The organism is Clostridia bacterium, from assembly GCA_012840125.1.
Lineage (GTDB): Bacteria > Bacillota > DULZ01 > DULZ01 > DULZ01 > DULZ01.
The window spans coordinates 1-16,115 of record DULZ01000034.1 but is presented as its reverse complement, the minus strand read 5'-3'; the positions used below and the strand labels follow the sequence as shown (position 1 = coordinate 16,115).

The following is a 16,115-nucleotide window of genomic DNA, read 5'->3' as shown; positions in this document are numbered from 1 at the left end:
TTCGTTCTAGGTCCTTGAATGTTAAGTCTTTTATGGGTAAACTGATCATGTCACGTCTCACCTCGTTTGTTGGTATACGCAACTACAAACATACAGGAAAGACGTGAGTATGGGAAGGGTTTTTTTAACTCTTCCCATATTTTTTTGGGGAATTTGCCTACGATAATTTTACTCTAAGTTTATTCTTTTCCATCCCGGGCTGCTTACACTATTCATTGGTAACATATTCCATTCATCCTGCATATTAGTAAGCAAAAGCTTATGCGGAGGTAAACCGACATGAACAATAACCAAACAAGACAGCATGTCCATGTCCACAACGGGCTAACCACTTGCGACGCGGGTCATTGCCACCTTCATCCCGGGGTCTCAAGTCCCCCCATCTTCCGGGGCAATACCCATTTTCACCGCATTCACGGTATGACCAGTTATGACCATGGGCATTTTCACTTCTACGACGGCTTATCCGGACCGGCGGTGAGCCTTCCCAACGGTGAACACACCCATTTTGTTTCTCTCACCACCAGTTTTAGCGAGGGACACGATCACCGGATTACCGGCTACACCCAGGCCACCCCTCCCGGTACGGAACCCCATTATATTTAAATATTTTGAAAGGGGGTTAATGCGAAACCGTGACGAATCAATTCCAATTTCAACAGCTTTTTGCGGGGCTGGTCACGCCGTTTATTTTCACCGTACCTAGATTCGGCTTTTTTGTGGCTTTATATCCCCGCCCTCATCTCTTTCACAACGGCGGCTCCGGCAATCAAGCCCCGATGAGCATCCTTCGCATCACCGAGCAAGAATATATGTTCCTACGCCGGATCGGCATTGCGGAGGCACCCGTGTCCATGGGTGACGGCTACCGGGGTGACAACCGGGAAACCTACACCACACCTGCTGACGAAGGAATATATAACTACATGCCTGACCAACAGGCAGCCGTACCTTTTCCCTGGCCGGTGGATTTGAGCAATGCCGCCTTAGCTGTTAAGGAAGGTTTCCTGTATATCCTGTACACGGACCGGCCCAGTTATCTTCCGGGACAACCCGTCCACATCATGTTTATTAAAACCAATATCAGCCCCGTCGTTGCCCGGCTGGTTTACCCGACCTCCCAGCGTTTTGATATTGCCGTCCTGCAAAATGAACGGGAAATATGGCGGTGGTCCAAGGGCAGGGTCTTCCTGCCTGCGGTGTCTGTTTGCGAGCTGCCGCCGGGACATTCCCAGGTGTTCAGCGTAATTTGGGAACAGGAAGCAAATAATGAACTGGGCCTTGAACCGGGACCAGGGCTCTTCACCATCAGGGCCTCTAACACGGCCGCTGAATTACAGAACCAGTCCATCGACTTGCGCTTGCGGATCCAGCAGCCCACTGCCGCCCCAACAGCAGAGCCCGGGGCACCGCGCAACCTGCTGTTCAATTCGGGATTCGAAGATTGGACCAACGGCACCCAACCGGCAAGCTGGGTGGGAAGTAATATTCAAAGAAGCAGTGTTCCTTACACAGGCCGGTATGCACTGCAGTTGGGCAGTAAACCTTGCCGCCCGGCTTATATCAGCCAGGAAGTACCAAACGTAGCCGCCGGGCACCGGTACCGCCTGGTATTTCATGCCCGCACAATCACCGAAGGCGGCCCCCTGGCCGTATCGGATTTTGCTTTGACCGCCGAAGCCATTTTTCTTAACGACCAGGGCTTGGAAGTGGGTCGAGGAGATTTAACCGTCGAAGCGGCCAGCATCCCGGAAAACCACTACCAGCAGTATTACTTGAAAACAGGCCCCGCTCCCCCTACTGCAAGAACCCTGCTGGTGCAGTTCACCTTTGAACCGGCTGCCCATAATACTAACCGTGTAGTGATTGACGATACCATGTTAACAGCATTCTAAAAAAGCGAGCTATCCTGTTTGCTCCGGGATAGCTCGCCGGGTTCATCCGGGTCTAGGAAGACCGTTCCACCACTAAAGCCACCCCCTGACCTCCCCCAATGCACAGGGTTGCCAAGCCGTAGCGCCCTTCCCGTCGCTTGAGTTCATACAGGAGGGTGGTTAAAATCCTGGCCCCGCTGGCACCGATGGGATGCCCTAGAGCAATGGCACCACCGTTCACATTCACCTTTTCTTCCGGAAGTGCCAATTCCTTCATCACGGCCAGGGCTTGAGCGGCAAAGGCTTCATTAGCCTCGATCAAATCCAGGTCACTTACTGCCAAACCTGCCCTGGCCAATGCCTTGCGAGTAGCAGGAATGGGGCCGGTACCCATGATGGAGGGTTCTACGCCGGCCGAAGCTCCCGCCACCACATAGGCCAAAGGCTGAATGCCCAATGCTTCCGCCTTTTCTTCCCCCATGAGCACCAAGGCACTGGCACCGTCATTGATGCCGGAGGCATTACCTGCGGTCACCGTGCCTCCCAGTTTAAAGGCCGGCCGCAGGGCTGCCAGTTTTTCCAAAGAAGTGCCGGGCCGCGGGTGTTCATCCACTTGGAAAACAACGGGGACCCCGTTTTTTTGCGGGATTTCCACGGGGACGATTTCCTCGGCAAAGCGCCCGGCTACAATCGCTTGACAGGCTTTTTGCTGGCTGGCCAGGGCAAACCGGTCTTGTTCTTCCCTTGAGATACCGTACTGCTCCGCAATATTCTCCGCCGTGATGCCCATATGCACATCGGTCATGGCACACCACAAGCCGTCTTTGATCATAGCGTCCACCAGGTGATGGTCTCCCATACGGTAGCCCGTCCTGGCCTTGGTCAACACGTAGGGTGCCAGGCTCATGCTTTCCATCCCACCGGCCACCACCACTTCCGCCTCACCGGCTCTAATGGCCTGGGCCGCCAGCAGCACCGCCTTAAGGCCGGAACCGCACACTTTATTGATGGTAATAGCGCTGACTTCAACGGGTATGCCGGCTTTGAGGGCCGCCTGCCGCGCCGGGTTTTGCCCCAGACCGGCCTGCAGTACATTGCCCATGATCACTTCATCCACGAGCTGTCCTTGGATGCCGGCCCTTTGCAAAGCCTCCCTGATCGCCATGGCTCCTAAATCTACAGCGGGAACTGCAGCAAGGCTGCCTTGAAAGCTGCCGATAGCTGTCCGCACGGCGCTAACAATAGCTACCCTTTTCACATACTTCACACCTTTCCCTATTTTTCGATCTATTTCTCTATTCTGAAACTATTTCCTGCTCTGCGTCTCTTTCGCAAAAACTTTGCTGCTTTATGAAGGAATAAGACAAAAATCCTCGAAATATTTACAGTAATCACCAATGATGTGGACAGGTGAAGGTTGAACACGAGTTACGGGGGAGGAAAGCTTATGCCTCACGAAGCGGTCAGCATTAAAGGGACCAAGAACGGACTGGTAATTATTCTTGACCCTAATTACAGCTTGGAAGACTTAAAAGCTAAATTGACAGATAGATTCACTTCCGCCAAAGGTTTCTTTCAAGGGGCAAAATTCACCTTAATGGCGCAAAAAATATCGAAAGAGGAAACGAAAGAGCTGGAAAAAATATGCTGCGCCTTCGGCTTGGTGCCGTGCGATAACATTGAGCTGCCCAAAGCCGTGGGCATGCACTCCCGGACTTTTTCCCAGCAAAAAGCTGCGGAAAAACTCGACAGCGTTCCTATGGATGCGGAAAACTGCCTGCTGATTAATCACAGCCTCCGGTCCGGCCAAGTCGTGACCTACGACGGACACGTCACTATTCTAGGCGACGTCAACCAGGGAGCGGAGGTCATAGCCAGCGGCAACATCCTGGTCCTGGGTACCCTGCGGGGTGTAGCCCATGCCGGCGCCTCCGGAAATACCGGCGCGGTAATTGTCGCTTACCGGCTCCAACCGGACCAGCTGCGCATCAGCGATGTCATTGCCCGCTCACCGGAAAACAATGAACCCCATGATTACCCTGAAAAGGCCTTCCTGAGCGGCAACCACATTATCATTACGCCTTACACAACCAGCAATGTGCATCACTTGACAAAAAAGACCCTCTTTTAAGAGGGCTTTTTTGTCAGGCGATTTCATTAAACTGGATGATAAGGTACAGTGCCGGACTGGGGCCCCTGTTGGGCAATGGTAAAGTCCACCTTGACCTTCCCGGCCAGCCTTTCTTCCAGGAACTTTTTCGCTACCATGGGGAACAGGGCATAAGACAGCACATCTTCTTCTTTTTCCATATAGGGAGCGATGTCCGCTTTCGCCTGGGGCAGCTGGGGTTCCAACAGGTCCGCCGGGCGGACGGTAATCGGTTCCTCGTCCCCAATAATCAGCTTTTTGATTTCCGGGTCAATCGGGGCAGGCGGTTGACCGTAGAAACCTTTCACGTAACTCTTCACTTCACTGCTCACCATCTTATACCTCTCCCCGGCCAGGACATTTAGCACCGCTTGGGTGCCCACGATCTGACTGGTAGGTGTTACCAGCGGTGGGTAACCCAGATCCTTTCTGACCCTGGGGACTTCTTGCAGCACATCCGGCAGTCTATCCAGAGCATTCTGCTGGGCCAATTGAGACATGAAATTGGAAATCATGCCTCCCGGAATCTGGTACTGCAGCACATTCGTATCCACAATATTGGCGGATACATCAAAGGCCTTGTATTTTTTGCGTACTTCAGCAAAATACTGGGCAATCTCCGCCAACAGACTGAGATCCAGCTCCGGGGCAAACTCCGCCCCTGCCATGGCGGCCACCATGGATTCCGTAGCCGGCTGGGATGTACCCAAAGCCAGAGAAGAGATACAAGTATCAATCACATCCACGCCTGCTTCCGCCGCCTTGTAGTAACTCATGGCCGCCATGCCGCTGGTATAATGACTGTGCAGTTGTACCGGCAGGCCTACTGCTGACTTAAGAGATTTGACCAGCTCTGCCGCCGCAACGGGAGACAACAAGCCTGCCATGTCTTTTATACAAATCGAATCGGCCCCCATGGCCTTCAAATCAAGAGCTTTGTTTACGTAATACTCAGTATTGTGGACAGGGCTGATGGTATAGCAAATGGTTCCCTGGACATGGGCCCCGCGTTCCTTGGCCACATCCATGGCCTTGCGGAGGTTCCGCAAATCGTTAAGAGCATCAAAAACGCGGATGATATCGATGCCGTGCTCCACAGCCTTCTTGACGAAAGCTTCTACCACATCGTCAGGATAATGCTTGTATCCCAGCAGGTTCTGTCCCCTTAGCAGCATCTGCAGGGGAGTCCGCACAAACACTTTCTTCAGGTTGTCCAGCCGCTCCCAGGGATCTTCATTCAGGTAGCGCATACAGGTGTCGAAAGTGGCGCCACCCCAAACTTCCACCGAGTGAAAGCCGACCCGGTCCATTTTTTCCGCTATCGGCAGCATATCCCCTGTTTTCATCCTGGTGGCCAACAACGATTGATGCGCATCCCTTAATGTCGTATCCGTGATTCGCACTTTCTGTACCAACACCACATTCCTCCCATTACAGACTTTAAAATTTTCGTGCTAGTCAAACTATTTTACAAGGGAAGGATCGGCCTTGCGGCCTCACCTCCTCAAAGGACCTTGGTGACACCTTTGTAGATTTGCCCGGTGGAACCGTCGATGGTAACCACTTCACCATCTTTTAACACTTCCATGGCATTTCGCACCCCCACCACCACCGGTACGCCCAAGCTCAGGCCCACGATGGCCCCGTGGGATGTTAACCCCCCTTCCACCGTGACCAGGGCGCCGGCTTTCTCCATAGCCGGCATAAAGTCTTTATCGGTGCCGTAGGTCACTAAGACATCGCCGGGCTGCACCTTATCCACGGCTTCCGCCGCGGTCTTGCACAGGCGTACCGGGGCTGTCACCACCGACCGGCCTATGCCCTGCCCTTTGGCCACCACCTCGCCGACCACGTGCACTTTTAACAAGTTCGTGGTCCCGGCCGTGCCGGCCGGCACCCCGGCGGTAATGACGACCAAGTCGCCCAGTTTAATAATACCGGCATCCAAGGCCGCCTTGACCCCGGTACTGATGATGGCATCAGTACCCTCGGCTTTCTCGGTATGGACCGGGTACACACCCCAAACCAGCAGCAGTTGCCGGCAGACCACCGGGTCGGGACTGGTAGCCACGATGGGGGCCTGGGGGCGATGGCGCGCTACCATTCTAGGCGTAAAACCGGAGGTGGTTGGTGTAATAATCGCCTCCACTGCCAGTTCTTGCGCCACGGTATAGGTAGCGTGGCCAATGGCCCCGGTGATGGTCTTTTCTGCCATCAGTTCCGTTACCGGTACATAGTTCTCTCCCAAAATTACTTTTTCCGTCTTTTCCGCAATCCTGGCCATGGTCTTGACGGCTTCCACCGGGTATTTCCCGGAAGCGGTCTCCCCGGACAACATGACCGCATCGGTGCCGTCGATAATGGCATTAGCCACATCGGAAGCCTCCGCCCGGGTGGGACGCGGGTTCCTCATCATTGAATCCAGCATTTGCGTGGCAGTGATCACCGGCTTGCCCAAGAAGTTGCACTGGCTGATAATCTGTTTTTGCACCAGGGGAACTTCCTCAGCAGGAATTTCTACCCCCAGATCCCCCCTGGCCACCATAATCCCATCGGCTACTGCCAGTATTTCCTCAATATTGTCCACTGCTGCTTGTGTTTCAATTTTGGCGATGATTTTGATGGGGGAATGATGTTGCTCCAGGATCTTCCTGATCTCTAACACGTCGGCGGCATTCCTGACGAAAGAAGCAGCAATGAAATCCACCTGGTGTTTAATTCCAAACAGAATGTCTTCGATGTCTTTATCGGTCACGGAGGGCAGCTTAATGGGAACTCCGGGCACATTGACTCCCTTGCGCCCTGAAAGCTCGCCCCCGTTTTCTACCGTACAATGAATGTCTTCGCCGGCGACTTCTCGGACTGTCAAACCAATGAGACCGTCGTCGATCAAAATCCGGTCACCGGGCTGCACATCCCGGGGCAGGCCGGGATAGTTGACGAAAACCTTCCCCGGACCGCTGGGACCCGGTGTGACCGTTAAAATGAAATCCTGCCCCGTCTGGAGGGTTATGACCCCTTCAAAGTCCCCAATCCGGATTTCCGGTCCTTTCGTATCCAGCAGGATTGCCACCGGCACTTTCGTTTCCAAGGAAGCCTGCCTAATATTGTTAATGCGGCGCAGGTGCTCAGCATGACTCCCGTGGGAAAAATTTAACCGGGCCACATTCATGCCGGCCAGCAGCATTTCCTTTAAAGTTGAGATATCTTCACTGGCAGGACCAATCGTGCAGACAATTTTAGTTTGACGCATGCAAATCCTCCTACATCGACAGTATGTTAGCCAGGCGGTAAACGTCCAAATCAATGCTCGTTTTTTGGCTCAGGGCAGTATCGAAGTCAGAGTCCACAATTTGACAACCAACGAGGCCCACCATCCGGCTGCTGGCTCCTTCCAACAACAATTCCACCGCCCGGCCACCTAAGCGGCTGGCCAAAGCCCGGTCGAAAGCGGTGGGGGTTCCCCCTCGTTGGATATGTCCCAGAATAGTGACCCGCGTTTCCAAACCCAAGAGCACCTCGATTTCTTTGCTCACCTGCAAAGCACTGCCTGCACCTTCCGCTACCAGAACGATGCTGTGCTTCTTGCCCCGGCGAAACCCTCTTTGAATTTTGTCCACCACTTCTTGCATGGTAATCGGTTCCTCGGGAATAACCAGCGACTCCGCACCCCCGGCCAAGCCGGCCATCAAAGCGATCTGCCCCGAGTCCCTGCCCATCACTTCCAGCACAAAAATGCGCTCATGGGAAGTGGCCGTATCCCGGATCCTGTTAATGGCATCGATCACGGTATTAACCGCCGTATCAAAACCGATGGTAAAATCTGTACAGCCAATATCGTTATCAATGGTGGCCGGTACCCCGATGGTGGGTAGCCCTAACTTGGCCAGTTCCCCGGCCCCCGCGAAGGAACCGTTGCCGCCGATGACAATCACACCTTCAATGCCTTCTTCCCGGGCGTTTTGCAGCGCCTTCATCCGGCCCTTTACGGTCAGGAACGCTTCCGAACGAGCCGTATGTAAGATAGTACCGCCACGGTGAATGATATCGGCCACGGAGCTGACCCCTAAAGGGACGAAGTCCTTTTCAATCATGCCCGCGAAACCGCGGCGAATGCCCACCACTTCCACGGAGAAATATGCCCCCATCCTAACCACGGCGCGAATGGCGGCATTCATGCCGGGGGCATCGCCCCCACTGGTTAACACACCGATTTTTTTCATCAATACTATATTCCTCCCAGAGTTGACAGCGTCTTGCTAATCACTTCCGAAGCTTCTTCCGCCTCGGATTCCAGTACCAATATTTCTACGGGACCGTGTTCGCCTCCTTGAGGAGAACCAGCAGCACGTAACATGGCGAGAATTCCCTCATCCATCAGTGCTTGCTTCATGGTTTCCGCATCACTGCGATTCGACATGACGTAAACCACAGTCCACATTCCCGGATCCCCCTTGAAGACATTTCTAGCCGTCCGATTCGACCCTGCCGTGCTTCGTCAAGATTTCGGCTCTACCGCGCACTTTAATGGCGGAAGTGTGCTCGGTGAATTGGGCAATGACCACTTCTCCTTTGTCCAGCTTTTCTGTATGGTGAAATTTGGTATCTTTACCCCGGGTCAACCCGAAAACCGTGACTCCGTTTTCCAAAGCTTTAATCACCACATAGTCCTCGCACACGTAACGCTCTACCATTCCCGTCCCTCCTTACCTGCCGCCCGCATAGCGTATTTTTGTTTCAATGCTTCTTCCACCTCTTGCGGAACCAGTCCTTTCACGGAACCGTCCAGCAAAGCCACCTGTTTAATGATGCTGGAACTTAGAAATGAGTATTTAGTTGCCGACATGAGGAATACGGTTTCCACCTGGTTGTTGAGTCTTTTATTCATCATAGCCATCTGCATTTCATACTCAAAATCGGAAACGGCCCTTAACCCCCTGATGATGGCCCGTGCCTCCACCGCCTCGACGAATTCCATCAACAGCCCGTCGAAAACCCGGACCTCAGTCCGCGGCAGGTTTTTACATGCAGATTCCACCAATTGTCTTCTCTCTTCTAAACTAAACAGTGTATCCTTGTAGTTTTCGACGGCAATGGCCACAATGACCCGGTCAAAAAGATGGACGGCCCTCTCCAGAATATCCAGATGTCCATTGGTGATCGGGTCAAAAGTACCCGGGTAAACTGCGACACGCATCCATCGTCCTCCTTGTTTGACAATGTTTATTGCTAATTTCCACTCCAGGCATTATATTCCTGCAAAAACAAAGATTTTTCGCTGGGGTTTCCGTCCACATGTTTGTTAAATAGTCTTTGTTCCAGCTTGCAGATTATGCTTTTTCCCGCCGCCGATTAGTTTTATGTTCTCCCTGCCCAACAGCTTTTCCAGGGCGAATACCAATTCTTTGCTCAGCCCGGGCCAGTTGCGCCGGTCCACATACAGCCGCTTTTTTTGCGGCAGGAACTTCAACACCAGGGGAGTCTCACCGGGATACTTGCTTAGGATACCCTGCAGTTGGCCCAGGAGATCCGCTGCATCGCCGGTAATTGTTAATTCCAGTCCCTTATCCGGTGGCCATTTAGCTTCCGGCTGGAGAAGCTCCATCTCCTCGGCAAATACTTTCCGCTCCTCCTCGTTGTACACTAACCGGCCCGCCAGATAGATGATCCGGTCCTGCTCCAAAAGGGAAGCCAACCGCAAGTAATGCTTCGGAAACACCAGCACCTCGATACTGCCGGAAGTATCCTCCAAGGTAAAGTAGGCCATGTTGTCTCCCCTGCGGGTGACAGTTTTCCTCAAATCGGTAATAATGCCTCCTAATTGTACCATCGCCCCATCCTGGGTTTCGTCCAAATGAGCGATGGGCATGCAGCCCAACAAGGCAAACTGCCATTCGTAATCAGTTACGGGGTGGGCGGTAATATAAAAACCTAAACTGTCCTTTTCCATTGCCAGCAGTTTCGGCAGAGGGTATTCCGGCACGTCGGGCGGGGAAAGGGCTTGGGTTGCTTCCTCCCAACCCGCGGCCCCATCATAATCAAACAGGGACAGCTGCCCTCTCTTGCGGTCTTCCTGTACCTTCTGCCCCCGCTCCAGGGCGGCATCCAGCATCATGAAAAGTTGGGCGCGTTTCAAGCCCAGAGAAGTAAAGGCACCGCCGGCAATGAGGCTTTCAATCACGCGGCGATTGACTGCCCGCAGGTCAACCCTTTCACAAAAATCATCCAGGGAACGAAAGGGCCCTGCTTGGCGGGCGCTGATAATGGATTCGATGGCGCCCAGGCCGACATTTTTCACCGCGGCCAAACCGAAACGGATGCGCCCGGTGAGAGGAGTAAAAGTGATCTGGCTTTCATTGACATCGGGGGGCAATACCTCAATCCCCAACCGGCGGCACTCCTCGATATAGCCCGTAACTTTATCCGAATTGGTCACCACACTGGACAGCAAAGATGCCATGAACTGCACCGGGTAGTGGGCCTTTAAATATGCGGTTTGGTAGGCCAGCAGGGCATAAGCGGCGCTATGGGACTTGTTAAAGCCGTAACCGGCAAAATAGGCCATCAAATCAAAAATCTCTTCCGCGGTTTTGACATCTACGCCGTTTTCGCCCGCCCCGGTGATAAAGGTCTCTTTCTGAGCGGCGATAATCTCGGGCTTTTTCTTCCCCATGGCGCGGCGTAAAAGATCCGCCTGTCCCAAAGAAAACCCGGCCATGCTGCTGGCGATCTGCATGACCTGCTCTTGATAGAGGATGACCCCGTAGGTATCCTTCAAAATGGGTTCCAAAGCAGGGTGAATATACGTTACCGGTTTCTTGCCGTGCTTGCGCTCAATAAAATCCTCCACCATCCCACTGCCCAAGGGTCCAGGGCGGTACAAGGCCACCAGAGCAATGATATCCTCAAAACGTTCCGGCTTCAAGTTTTTCAAGATTGTTCTCATGCCGGAACTTTCCAACTGGAAGACGCCGATGGTATCACCCCGGCCGAGAAGTTCATAAGTCAAGGGATCATCCATGGGAATGCTGCGAATATCCAGGTCATCCCCTACCGTGTCCTTGATCAGCTTGACTGTATCGCCGATGACCGTCAGGGTACGCAATCCCAAAAGATCCATTTTGAGTAGTCCCAGTTCTTCCACCGTCTGCATGGGAAACTGGGTGGCAATGCCCCCGTCGGTGGTTCTTTGCAAGGGCAAGTAGTTCACCAGGGGCTCCTTGGCGATGACGATCCCGGCGGCATGGGTGGAAACATGGCGCGGCATCCCCTCGATGGCCTTGGCCACTTCCATCAATTGCATGTATCGCTCATCTTGCTCCACCATTTGCCGCAACTCCAAGCTGGTCTCCAGAGCCCGCTCCAGGGAAATACCCAACTCCGAAGGGATCAATTTGGCAAGTTTATCCACTTCCGCCAGGGGTATATTCATGGCCCTGCCCACATCACGGACGACAGCCTTCGCCGCCATGGTGCCAAAGGTGTTGATCTGGGCCACATGGTCCTGGCCGTATTTTTCGGTCAGGTAGGCAATTACCTCACCCCGGCGTTCAAAACAAAAATCCGTATCAATATCCGGCATGGTCACCCGTTCCGGGTTGAGAAACCTTTCGAACAAGAGTCCGTATTTCAAAGGATCAATATCGGTGATCCCTAGACTGTAGGCCACCAGACTGCCTGCCGCCGAACCCCGGCCCGGGCCCACGTAAATGCCCCGGCTCCTGGCAAAGTGGATCATATCCCACACGATCAAGAAGTATCCTGAATATCCCATCTTGCGAATGATCGACAGCTCGTACTCCAACCTTTGCCGGATCCGGTCATCTATCACCCTGTAACGCTGCTGAATTCCTTCCCGGCACAGGTGCGCCAGGTAAGAATCCACATCATAACCCGGCGGCACCTGGTAATCAGGCAGGTGGAGCTGCCCAAAGGTCAATTCCAGGTTGCACATCTCGGCTACCAGCAGCGTATTGTCCAGTGCTTCCGGTATACCCGGAAAAGCTTTTTCCATTTGCTGCCTGGACTTAAAATAAAACTGATCATTATCAAAACGCATCCGGTTCTCGTCGGCCAGAGTCTTACCGGTTTGGATGCACAACAAGATGTCATGGTGATAAGCATGGCCTTGTTCTATATAATGCACATCGTTAGTGGCTACCGCCGGGATCCCCAGCTCGCGGCTCAATTTGAGGAGATCCCTGTTAATATACTGCTCTTCGCTCAGGCCGTGGTTTTGCAGCTCCAGAAAGAAGTTTTCCCGGCCGAAAAGATCCCGGAAGCGGCCCGCCAGTTCGACGGCCTGCCGGTATTGATTGTTCAGCATCAACTGCGGGATTTGTCCCTGCAGGCAGCCGCTTAGGGCAATTAACCCCTCATGGTATTTCTCTAACAATTCCCAATCGATGCGCGGTTTGTAATAAAACCCCTCCATGTGGGCGAAACTCACCAGCTTGAGGAGGTTTTGATATCCTTCCATATTCTTGGCCAAAAGGACCAGGTGGTAAATGATATTATCTTGATGAGGTTCCCGGTCATGGCGGGAGTTCACGGCGCAGTATACTTCACAACCGATGATGGGTTTAATACCGGCGTCGCGACACTCCTTGTAAAAATCGATCACCCCGTACATGGCTCCATGATCGGTGATGGCCAAAGCCCGCATCCCCAATTCGGCGGCCGCCCGGACTAAGGGTTTAATCCGGCAGGCACCGTCCAGCAAGCTGTATTCCGTATGAACATGCAGGTGAACAAAATCATGGCTCATAATCGATCATCCCAAAAACTATAATTTAACCGTCGGATGGCTAAAAATTCGACAGGGAAATATCCGAACCCTTCTTGAGAACTATCCGAGTCGGTCATAAGCGGCTTTGATATCGGCATAAATATACTAAGTGCAAGAAAAGGCGGTGGTCCCATGACTTTCTGGCAGAAAGCATTACTAATCTTTTTCACGGCCCTGGGCGTGGAAGTAGGGGGAACCCTCATCGGCAGTTTAGCAGCCGTGTGTACCGGGCAACCGCCGGTCAGAACCATGGCCGGGCTGGCGGCAGACCTCAAAATATGGGCCATTGTAGCCGCCATCGGCGGTACTTTTACCACCATCGAAATACTGGAATCCGGCCTGTTAAAAGGCCAGTTAGCCGCCGTCCTCAAACAGCTTCTTTTCATCATTAGCGCTTTTGGCGGCGCTAATACCGGTTTTTGGTTAGTCACCGGTTTAGCAGGTGGAAGATAGATGGCACTGCTGCTTTTAAATAAATCCCTGTTAGAAAAACTGTCTTGGCTGGTATTGGGAATGCTGATCGGCTCCTCCTGCATCACTCTCTTGACGGGAAAGGAAATCGACCGCCTGACCATCCTCAACCGGGAACAGGCAGAACAGATCCGTGATTTAGAACGGGAATTAGCCCAGGTCAAGGAAAGCCTGTCCAGGCACCAGCCGGCGGTGATTTCCTCCCTCGACGTCAAGATCACATTCACGGAACCCAAACCGGCCCGTCCCGAAGAAGATGCCATCAGGCTCAGCCTGGAGAAGCAGATCAAAGAGTTGTTTGAGCATTTAATGGGTATGAAATTGGAAGAGCTGGAACCGGGTCTCGTTCCCTTTATTGTGGAAAACAGGATCTTGGAGGCGGAAGGACGCCATTACCGGATTAAAGTAAGGCTGCTGGTGCTGGCCGAAAAGATCTACCTGGAAGTGGAAGCTGCCCAGTTAGCCACCCAAATATAAAAACCGGCCCATGCCGGTGACGGGCCGTCGACAAAAGGGTGTCCGGAGTTAACCGCCAGGCTGCATGGAAACAAGGAACAACAAAGCAAGACGCCCATTCCCAAATGGGGCTTCCGGCAGCCGCAGATTAACACCGAACGCCCAAGCAGCAGCTTTTGTTAACGCCTTGTTTCCGGCGGTTTCAATACATCTTTACCGGCTGCCGTTTCCACGGTATCCCGTAAAGCCGGTTGTCCTTCTATGGTGGACATGGACGCTGAACCTATTCTTTCCGTTTGCACCCGGTCAAGCTGCTTTTTTCTTTTTTCCCGCTTCATGACCGTCGCACCCCCTCCTGGCTTTTGCACCTAGTATGGCCCGGCGCGAAATTGAGTATGAAAACATTTTTGAGTAAAGTTAACCTAAGCAGATTCCCTAAGAAACACTCCTATGTATTGAATATTGATAATTGATGAGGCCGATAAACGAGGTATGACGGGTTACGCAGGGCTAACACTCAAGGATACCGGCCTCTCTTAAAAGTATCCTCAAAAGAAAAGGCCGGCACGGCATCCGGCTGATATCGATTACATAGTTGACTTCCTGGGTAAAATCTCATATAATGAAGTAGTGCAAGTCGGGATGTAGCGCAGCTTGGTAGACCATCTTGTTTCAAAACGTATCTTTTATTTTTTTTGGAGGTTTACCATGAAACAGAAAAGAATGGCCGGATATATCCGGGTATCTAGAATAAGGAACGATGAAGCTATTTCACCGGAAAACCAAAAAGAAAAAATACTCTTACAAGCTAAGCTGCTAGGAATTCCAGAAGACAGAATCGATTTCTATATAGATCTCGATTACTCAGGAAAAGATACTAACCGGCCTGAGTTCCAGAGAATGATGTCATCCCTGCATCTTTATTCCTCCATAATAGTGTACAAGCTTTCCCGGTTTTCTCGTTCTACCGTTGACTTTCACCAGAATATCACAAGGCTAGAAAAAGCTAACGTTAATTTAATCTCCGTCACCGAGAACATCGACACATCAACACCGGTTGGCAGATTGATTAGAAATATTATAGTTGACTTTGCCCAATTCGAAAGAGAAGTAATAAGCGAACAGGTAAGCGATAACATGCATCTCAACGCCAGCCAGGGCAACTGGAACGGCGGTACCGTCCCATATGGGTACAAAGCAGTAGACAAGAAGCTTGTAGTAGATCCTGTCACTTCGGAAGTAGTCAAAAAGATCTTTGAAATGTTTGCCGAGGGATACGGTGCCAATGTCATACGGAATGAGTTATTCAGATTAGGGATAAAATCACCTTCAGACAATACATTCTGGCATAAGAATACAATTTTGAACATCATCAAAAACCCTGTTTACATCGGCAAGCTGCAATATGGCGGTAAAGTGTATGATGCAGAACACGAAGGCTTTATTCCGATAGAATTGTGGGAGACTTGCCAGAAAATCCTAAAAAGAAGGTCTGAAACCGCATCTCGATCTGTTTCCTCTGAACACCTACTCTCTGGTTTGATTAAGTGTCCCAAGTGTGGCCGAAACCTTAACATAAGATATAACGGCCGGAGTGATAATGCAGTACGACGATATGTTTGCCCTGGTCGTAACGATTCGGTGATTCCATGTGACTGTATCATTATTGACGCTGACTCAATAGAAAAGAGCATAGTTGAGAAACTACACCAACTGGCTAAAATACCCGAAACAATCTTTCAATCCCGCAAAGCAGCAAATAGCTTAATGCTGGTTGACAATAACGCACTACAAGAACAAGAAAAACAACTCAAAAAAGAATTAGCCAAAGTAAGGCAGTCCATGAAAGAAATGTTTTTCTTATATAATGATAAGAAAATTACTATAGACCAGCTGGAGATGATGAACACCGAATATTTGGAAAGAGAAAAGGCAATTAAGAAACAGCTAGAAGAAGTGGAACAAATACTAGCTGACCAGCAAGCCGCACATACCAATATTGCTCGATTAGAAAGGATGATATTGGAGTTTCCGGTCAACTGGGCCCATGCTGATCGACAGGAAGGTAGAAATCTGATCAATTCTTTGATTAAGGAAATACGTATTTCAGATTCTGGAATTGTACTCGACCTCTATTACTCAACCGTGGAAATCAAAGTTCGAGAAATCCACCGGTCGGTTATGAAGTTCTAGTGTGTTTAGCCTGTGTTGATAGTCAATAGAATTGATCCGCCATATGCAAATAAAATTAACCCACCTGAGAGTAATAATTGCGAGCTTGTAGTGATGTAAAAAAGGATAAAACTTTAGCCTTGTCACCGAGTTTCTGTTGAAGCTCTCAATTTTCCCTTGAGCCGGTAGCTGGTACCGTTGATGT

The 16,115-nt window shown here is 51.5% G+C and carries 15 protein-coding genes; 6 read left to right on the top strand and 9 right to left on the bottom strand.

The genetic code is table 11. From position 1 onward, the window contains the following. Nucleotides 1-279 precede the first annotated feature (279 nt). Together GXX34_03885 and GXX34_03880 are read left to right on the top strand one after the other, a co-directional pair. Complete coding sequence (locus GXX34_03885; GenBank protein HHW06667.1) at nucleotides 280-606, top strand: hypothetical protein; 327 nt, start codon at nucleotides 280-282, stop codon at nucleotides 604-606. A gap of 29 nt (nucleotides 607-635) precedes the next feature. Further along, entirely contained in the window at nucleotides 636-1,895 is a 1,260-nt protein-coding gene (locus tag GXX34_03880; protein ID HHW06666.1) for a hypothetical protein, read from the top strand. A gap of 52 nt (nucleotides 1,896-1,947) precedes the next feature. Here GXX34_03880 and GXX34_03875 read toward each other — a convergent pair whose 3' ends face one another. After that, the gene (locus GXX34_03875) at nucleotides 1,948-3,132 is read right to left on the bottom strand and encodes an acetyl-CoA C-acetyltransferase (GenBank protein HHW06665.1); all 1,185 of its coding nucleotides are present in this window, start codon (nucleotides 3,130-3,132) and stop codon (nucleotides 1,948-1,950) included. Nucleotides 3,133-3,321: 189 nt separating this feature from the next. Here GXX34_03875 and minC point away from each other — a divergent pair, with 189 nt between their 5' ends. Continuing rightward, entirely contained in the window at nucleotides 3,322-4,005 is a 684-nt protein-coding gene (gene minC, locus GXX34_03870) for a septum site-determining protein MinC (protein HHW06664.1), read from the top strand. A gap of 26 nt (nucleotides 4,006-4,031) precedes the next feature. Here minC and GXX34_03865 read toward each other — a convergent pair whose 3' ends face one another. From GXX34_03865 to GXX34_03835, 7 genes are all read right to left on the bottom strand, one after another. Next, complete coding sequence (locus GXX34_03865) at nucleotides 4,032-5,438, bottom strand: oxaloacetate decarboxylase subunit alpha (protein HHW06663.1); 1,407 nt, start codon at nucleotides 5,436-5,438, stop codon at nucleotides 4,032-4,034. Nucleotides 5,439-5,527: 89 nt separating this feature from the next. Further along, nucleotides 5,528-7,276, bottom strand: coding sequence for a pyruvate kinase (gene pyk / locus GXX34_03860; protein HHW06662.1), 1,749 nt, complete (start codon nucleotides 7,274-7,276; stop codon nucleotides 5,528-5,530). Between the two features lie 10 nt (nucleotides 7,277-7,286). Beyond that, on the bottom strand, nucleotides 7,287-8,246 hold the full coding sequence (gene pfkA, locus GXX34_03855; GenBank protein ID HHW06661.1) for a 6-phosphofructokinase: 960 nt from the start codon (nucleotides 8,244-8,246) through the stop codon (nucleotides 7,287-7,289). A gap of 5 nt (nucleotides 8,247-8,251) precedes the next feature. Then, the gene (locus GXX34_03850; protein ID HHW06660.1) at nucleotides 8,252-8,464 is read right to left on the bottom strand and encodes a glutamate decarboxylase; all 213 of its coding nucleotides are present in this window, start codon (nucleotides 8,462-8,464) and stop codon (nucleotides 8,252-8,254) included. Nucleotides 8,465-8,489: 25 nt separating this feature from the next. After that, nucleotides 8,490-8,717: a trp RNA-binding attenuation protein MtrB gene (gene mtrB, locus GXX34_03845; protein ID HHW06659.1), complete on the bottom strand. Its 228-nt coding sequence runs from the start codon at nucleotides 8,715-8,717 to the stop codon at nucleotides 8,490-8,492. Then, nucleotides 8,711-9,220 (bottom strand): pantetheine-phosphate adenylyltransferase, encoded by a 510-nt coding sequence (coaD, locus tag GXX34_03840; protein HHW06658.1) that lies wholly within the window; start codon nucleotides 9,218-9,220, stop codon nucleotides 8,711-8,713. The genes mtrB and coaD overlap by 7 nt, the downstream gene beginning before the upstream one ends. 105 nt (nucleotides 9,221-9,325) lie before the next feature. Continuing rightward, entirely contained in the window at nucleotides 9,326-12,790 is a 3,465-nt protein-coding gene (locus GXX34_03835; protein HHW06657.1) for a DNA polymerase III subunit alpha, read from the bottom strand. Nucleotides 12,791-12,943: 153 nt separating this feature from the next. On the opposite strand from GXX34_03835, the gene GXX34_03830 reads away from it, so the two are divergent. Continuing rightward, nucleotides 12,944-13,264 carry a hypothetical protein gene (locus GXX34_03830; protein HHW06656.1) on the top strand — a complete coding sequence of 107 codons (321 nt, stop codon included), beginning with the start codon at nucleotides 12,944-12,946 and terminating at the stop codon, nucleotides 13,262-13,264. Then, entirely contained in the window at nucleotides 13,265-13,759 is a 495-nt protein-coding gene (locus GXX34_03825; GenBank protein HHW06655.1) for a hypothetical protein, read from the top strand. 158 nt (nucleotides 13,760-13,917) lie between these two features. Here the strand turns inward: GXX34_03825 and GXX34_03820 are convergent, their stop codons facing one another. After that, nucleotides 13,918-14,076, bottom strand: a complete 159-nt coding sequence (locus GXX34_03820; protein HHW06654.1) for a hypothetical protein — start codon at nucleotides 14,074-14,076, stop codon at nucleotides 13,918-13,920. 370 nt (nucleotides 14,077-14,446) lie between these two features. Here GXX34_03820 and GXX34_03815 point away from each other — a divergent pair, with 370 nt between their 5' ends. Further along, nucleotides 14,447-15,931: a recombinase family protein gene (locus GXX34_03815; GenBank protein ID HHW06653.1), complete on the top strand. Its 1,485-nt coding sequence runs from the start codon at nucleotides 14,447-14,449 to the stop codon at nucleotides 15,929-15,931. Nucleotides 15,932-16,115: the final 184 nt, after the last annotated feature.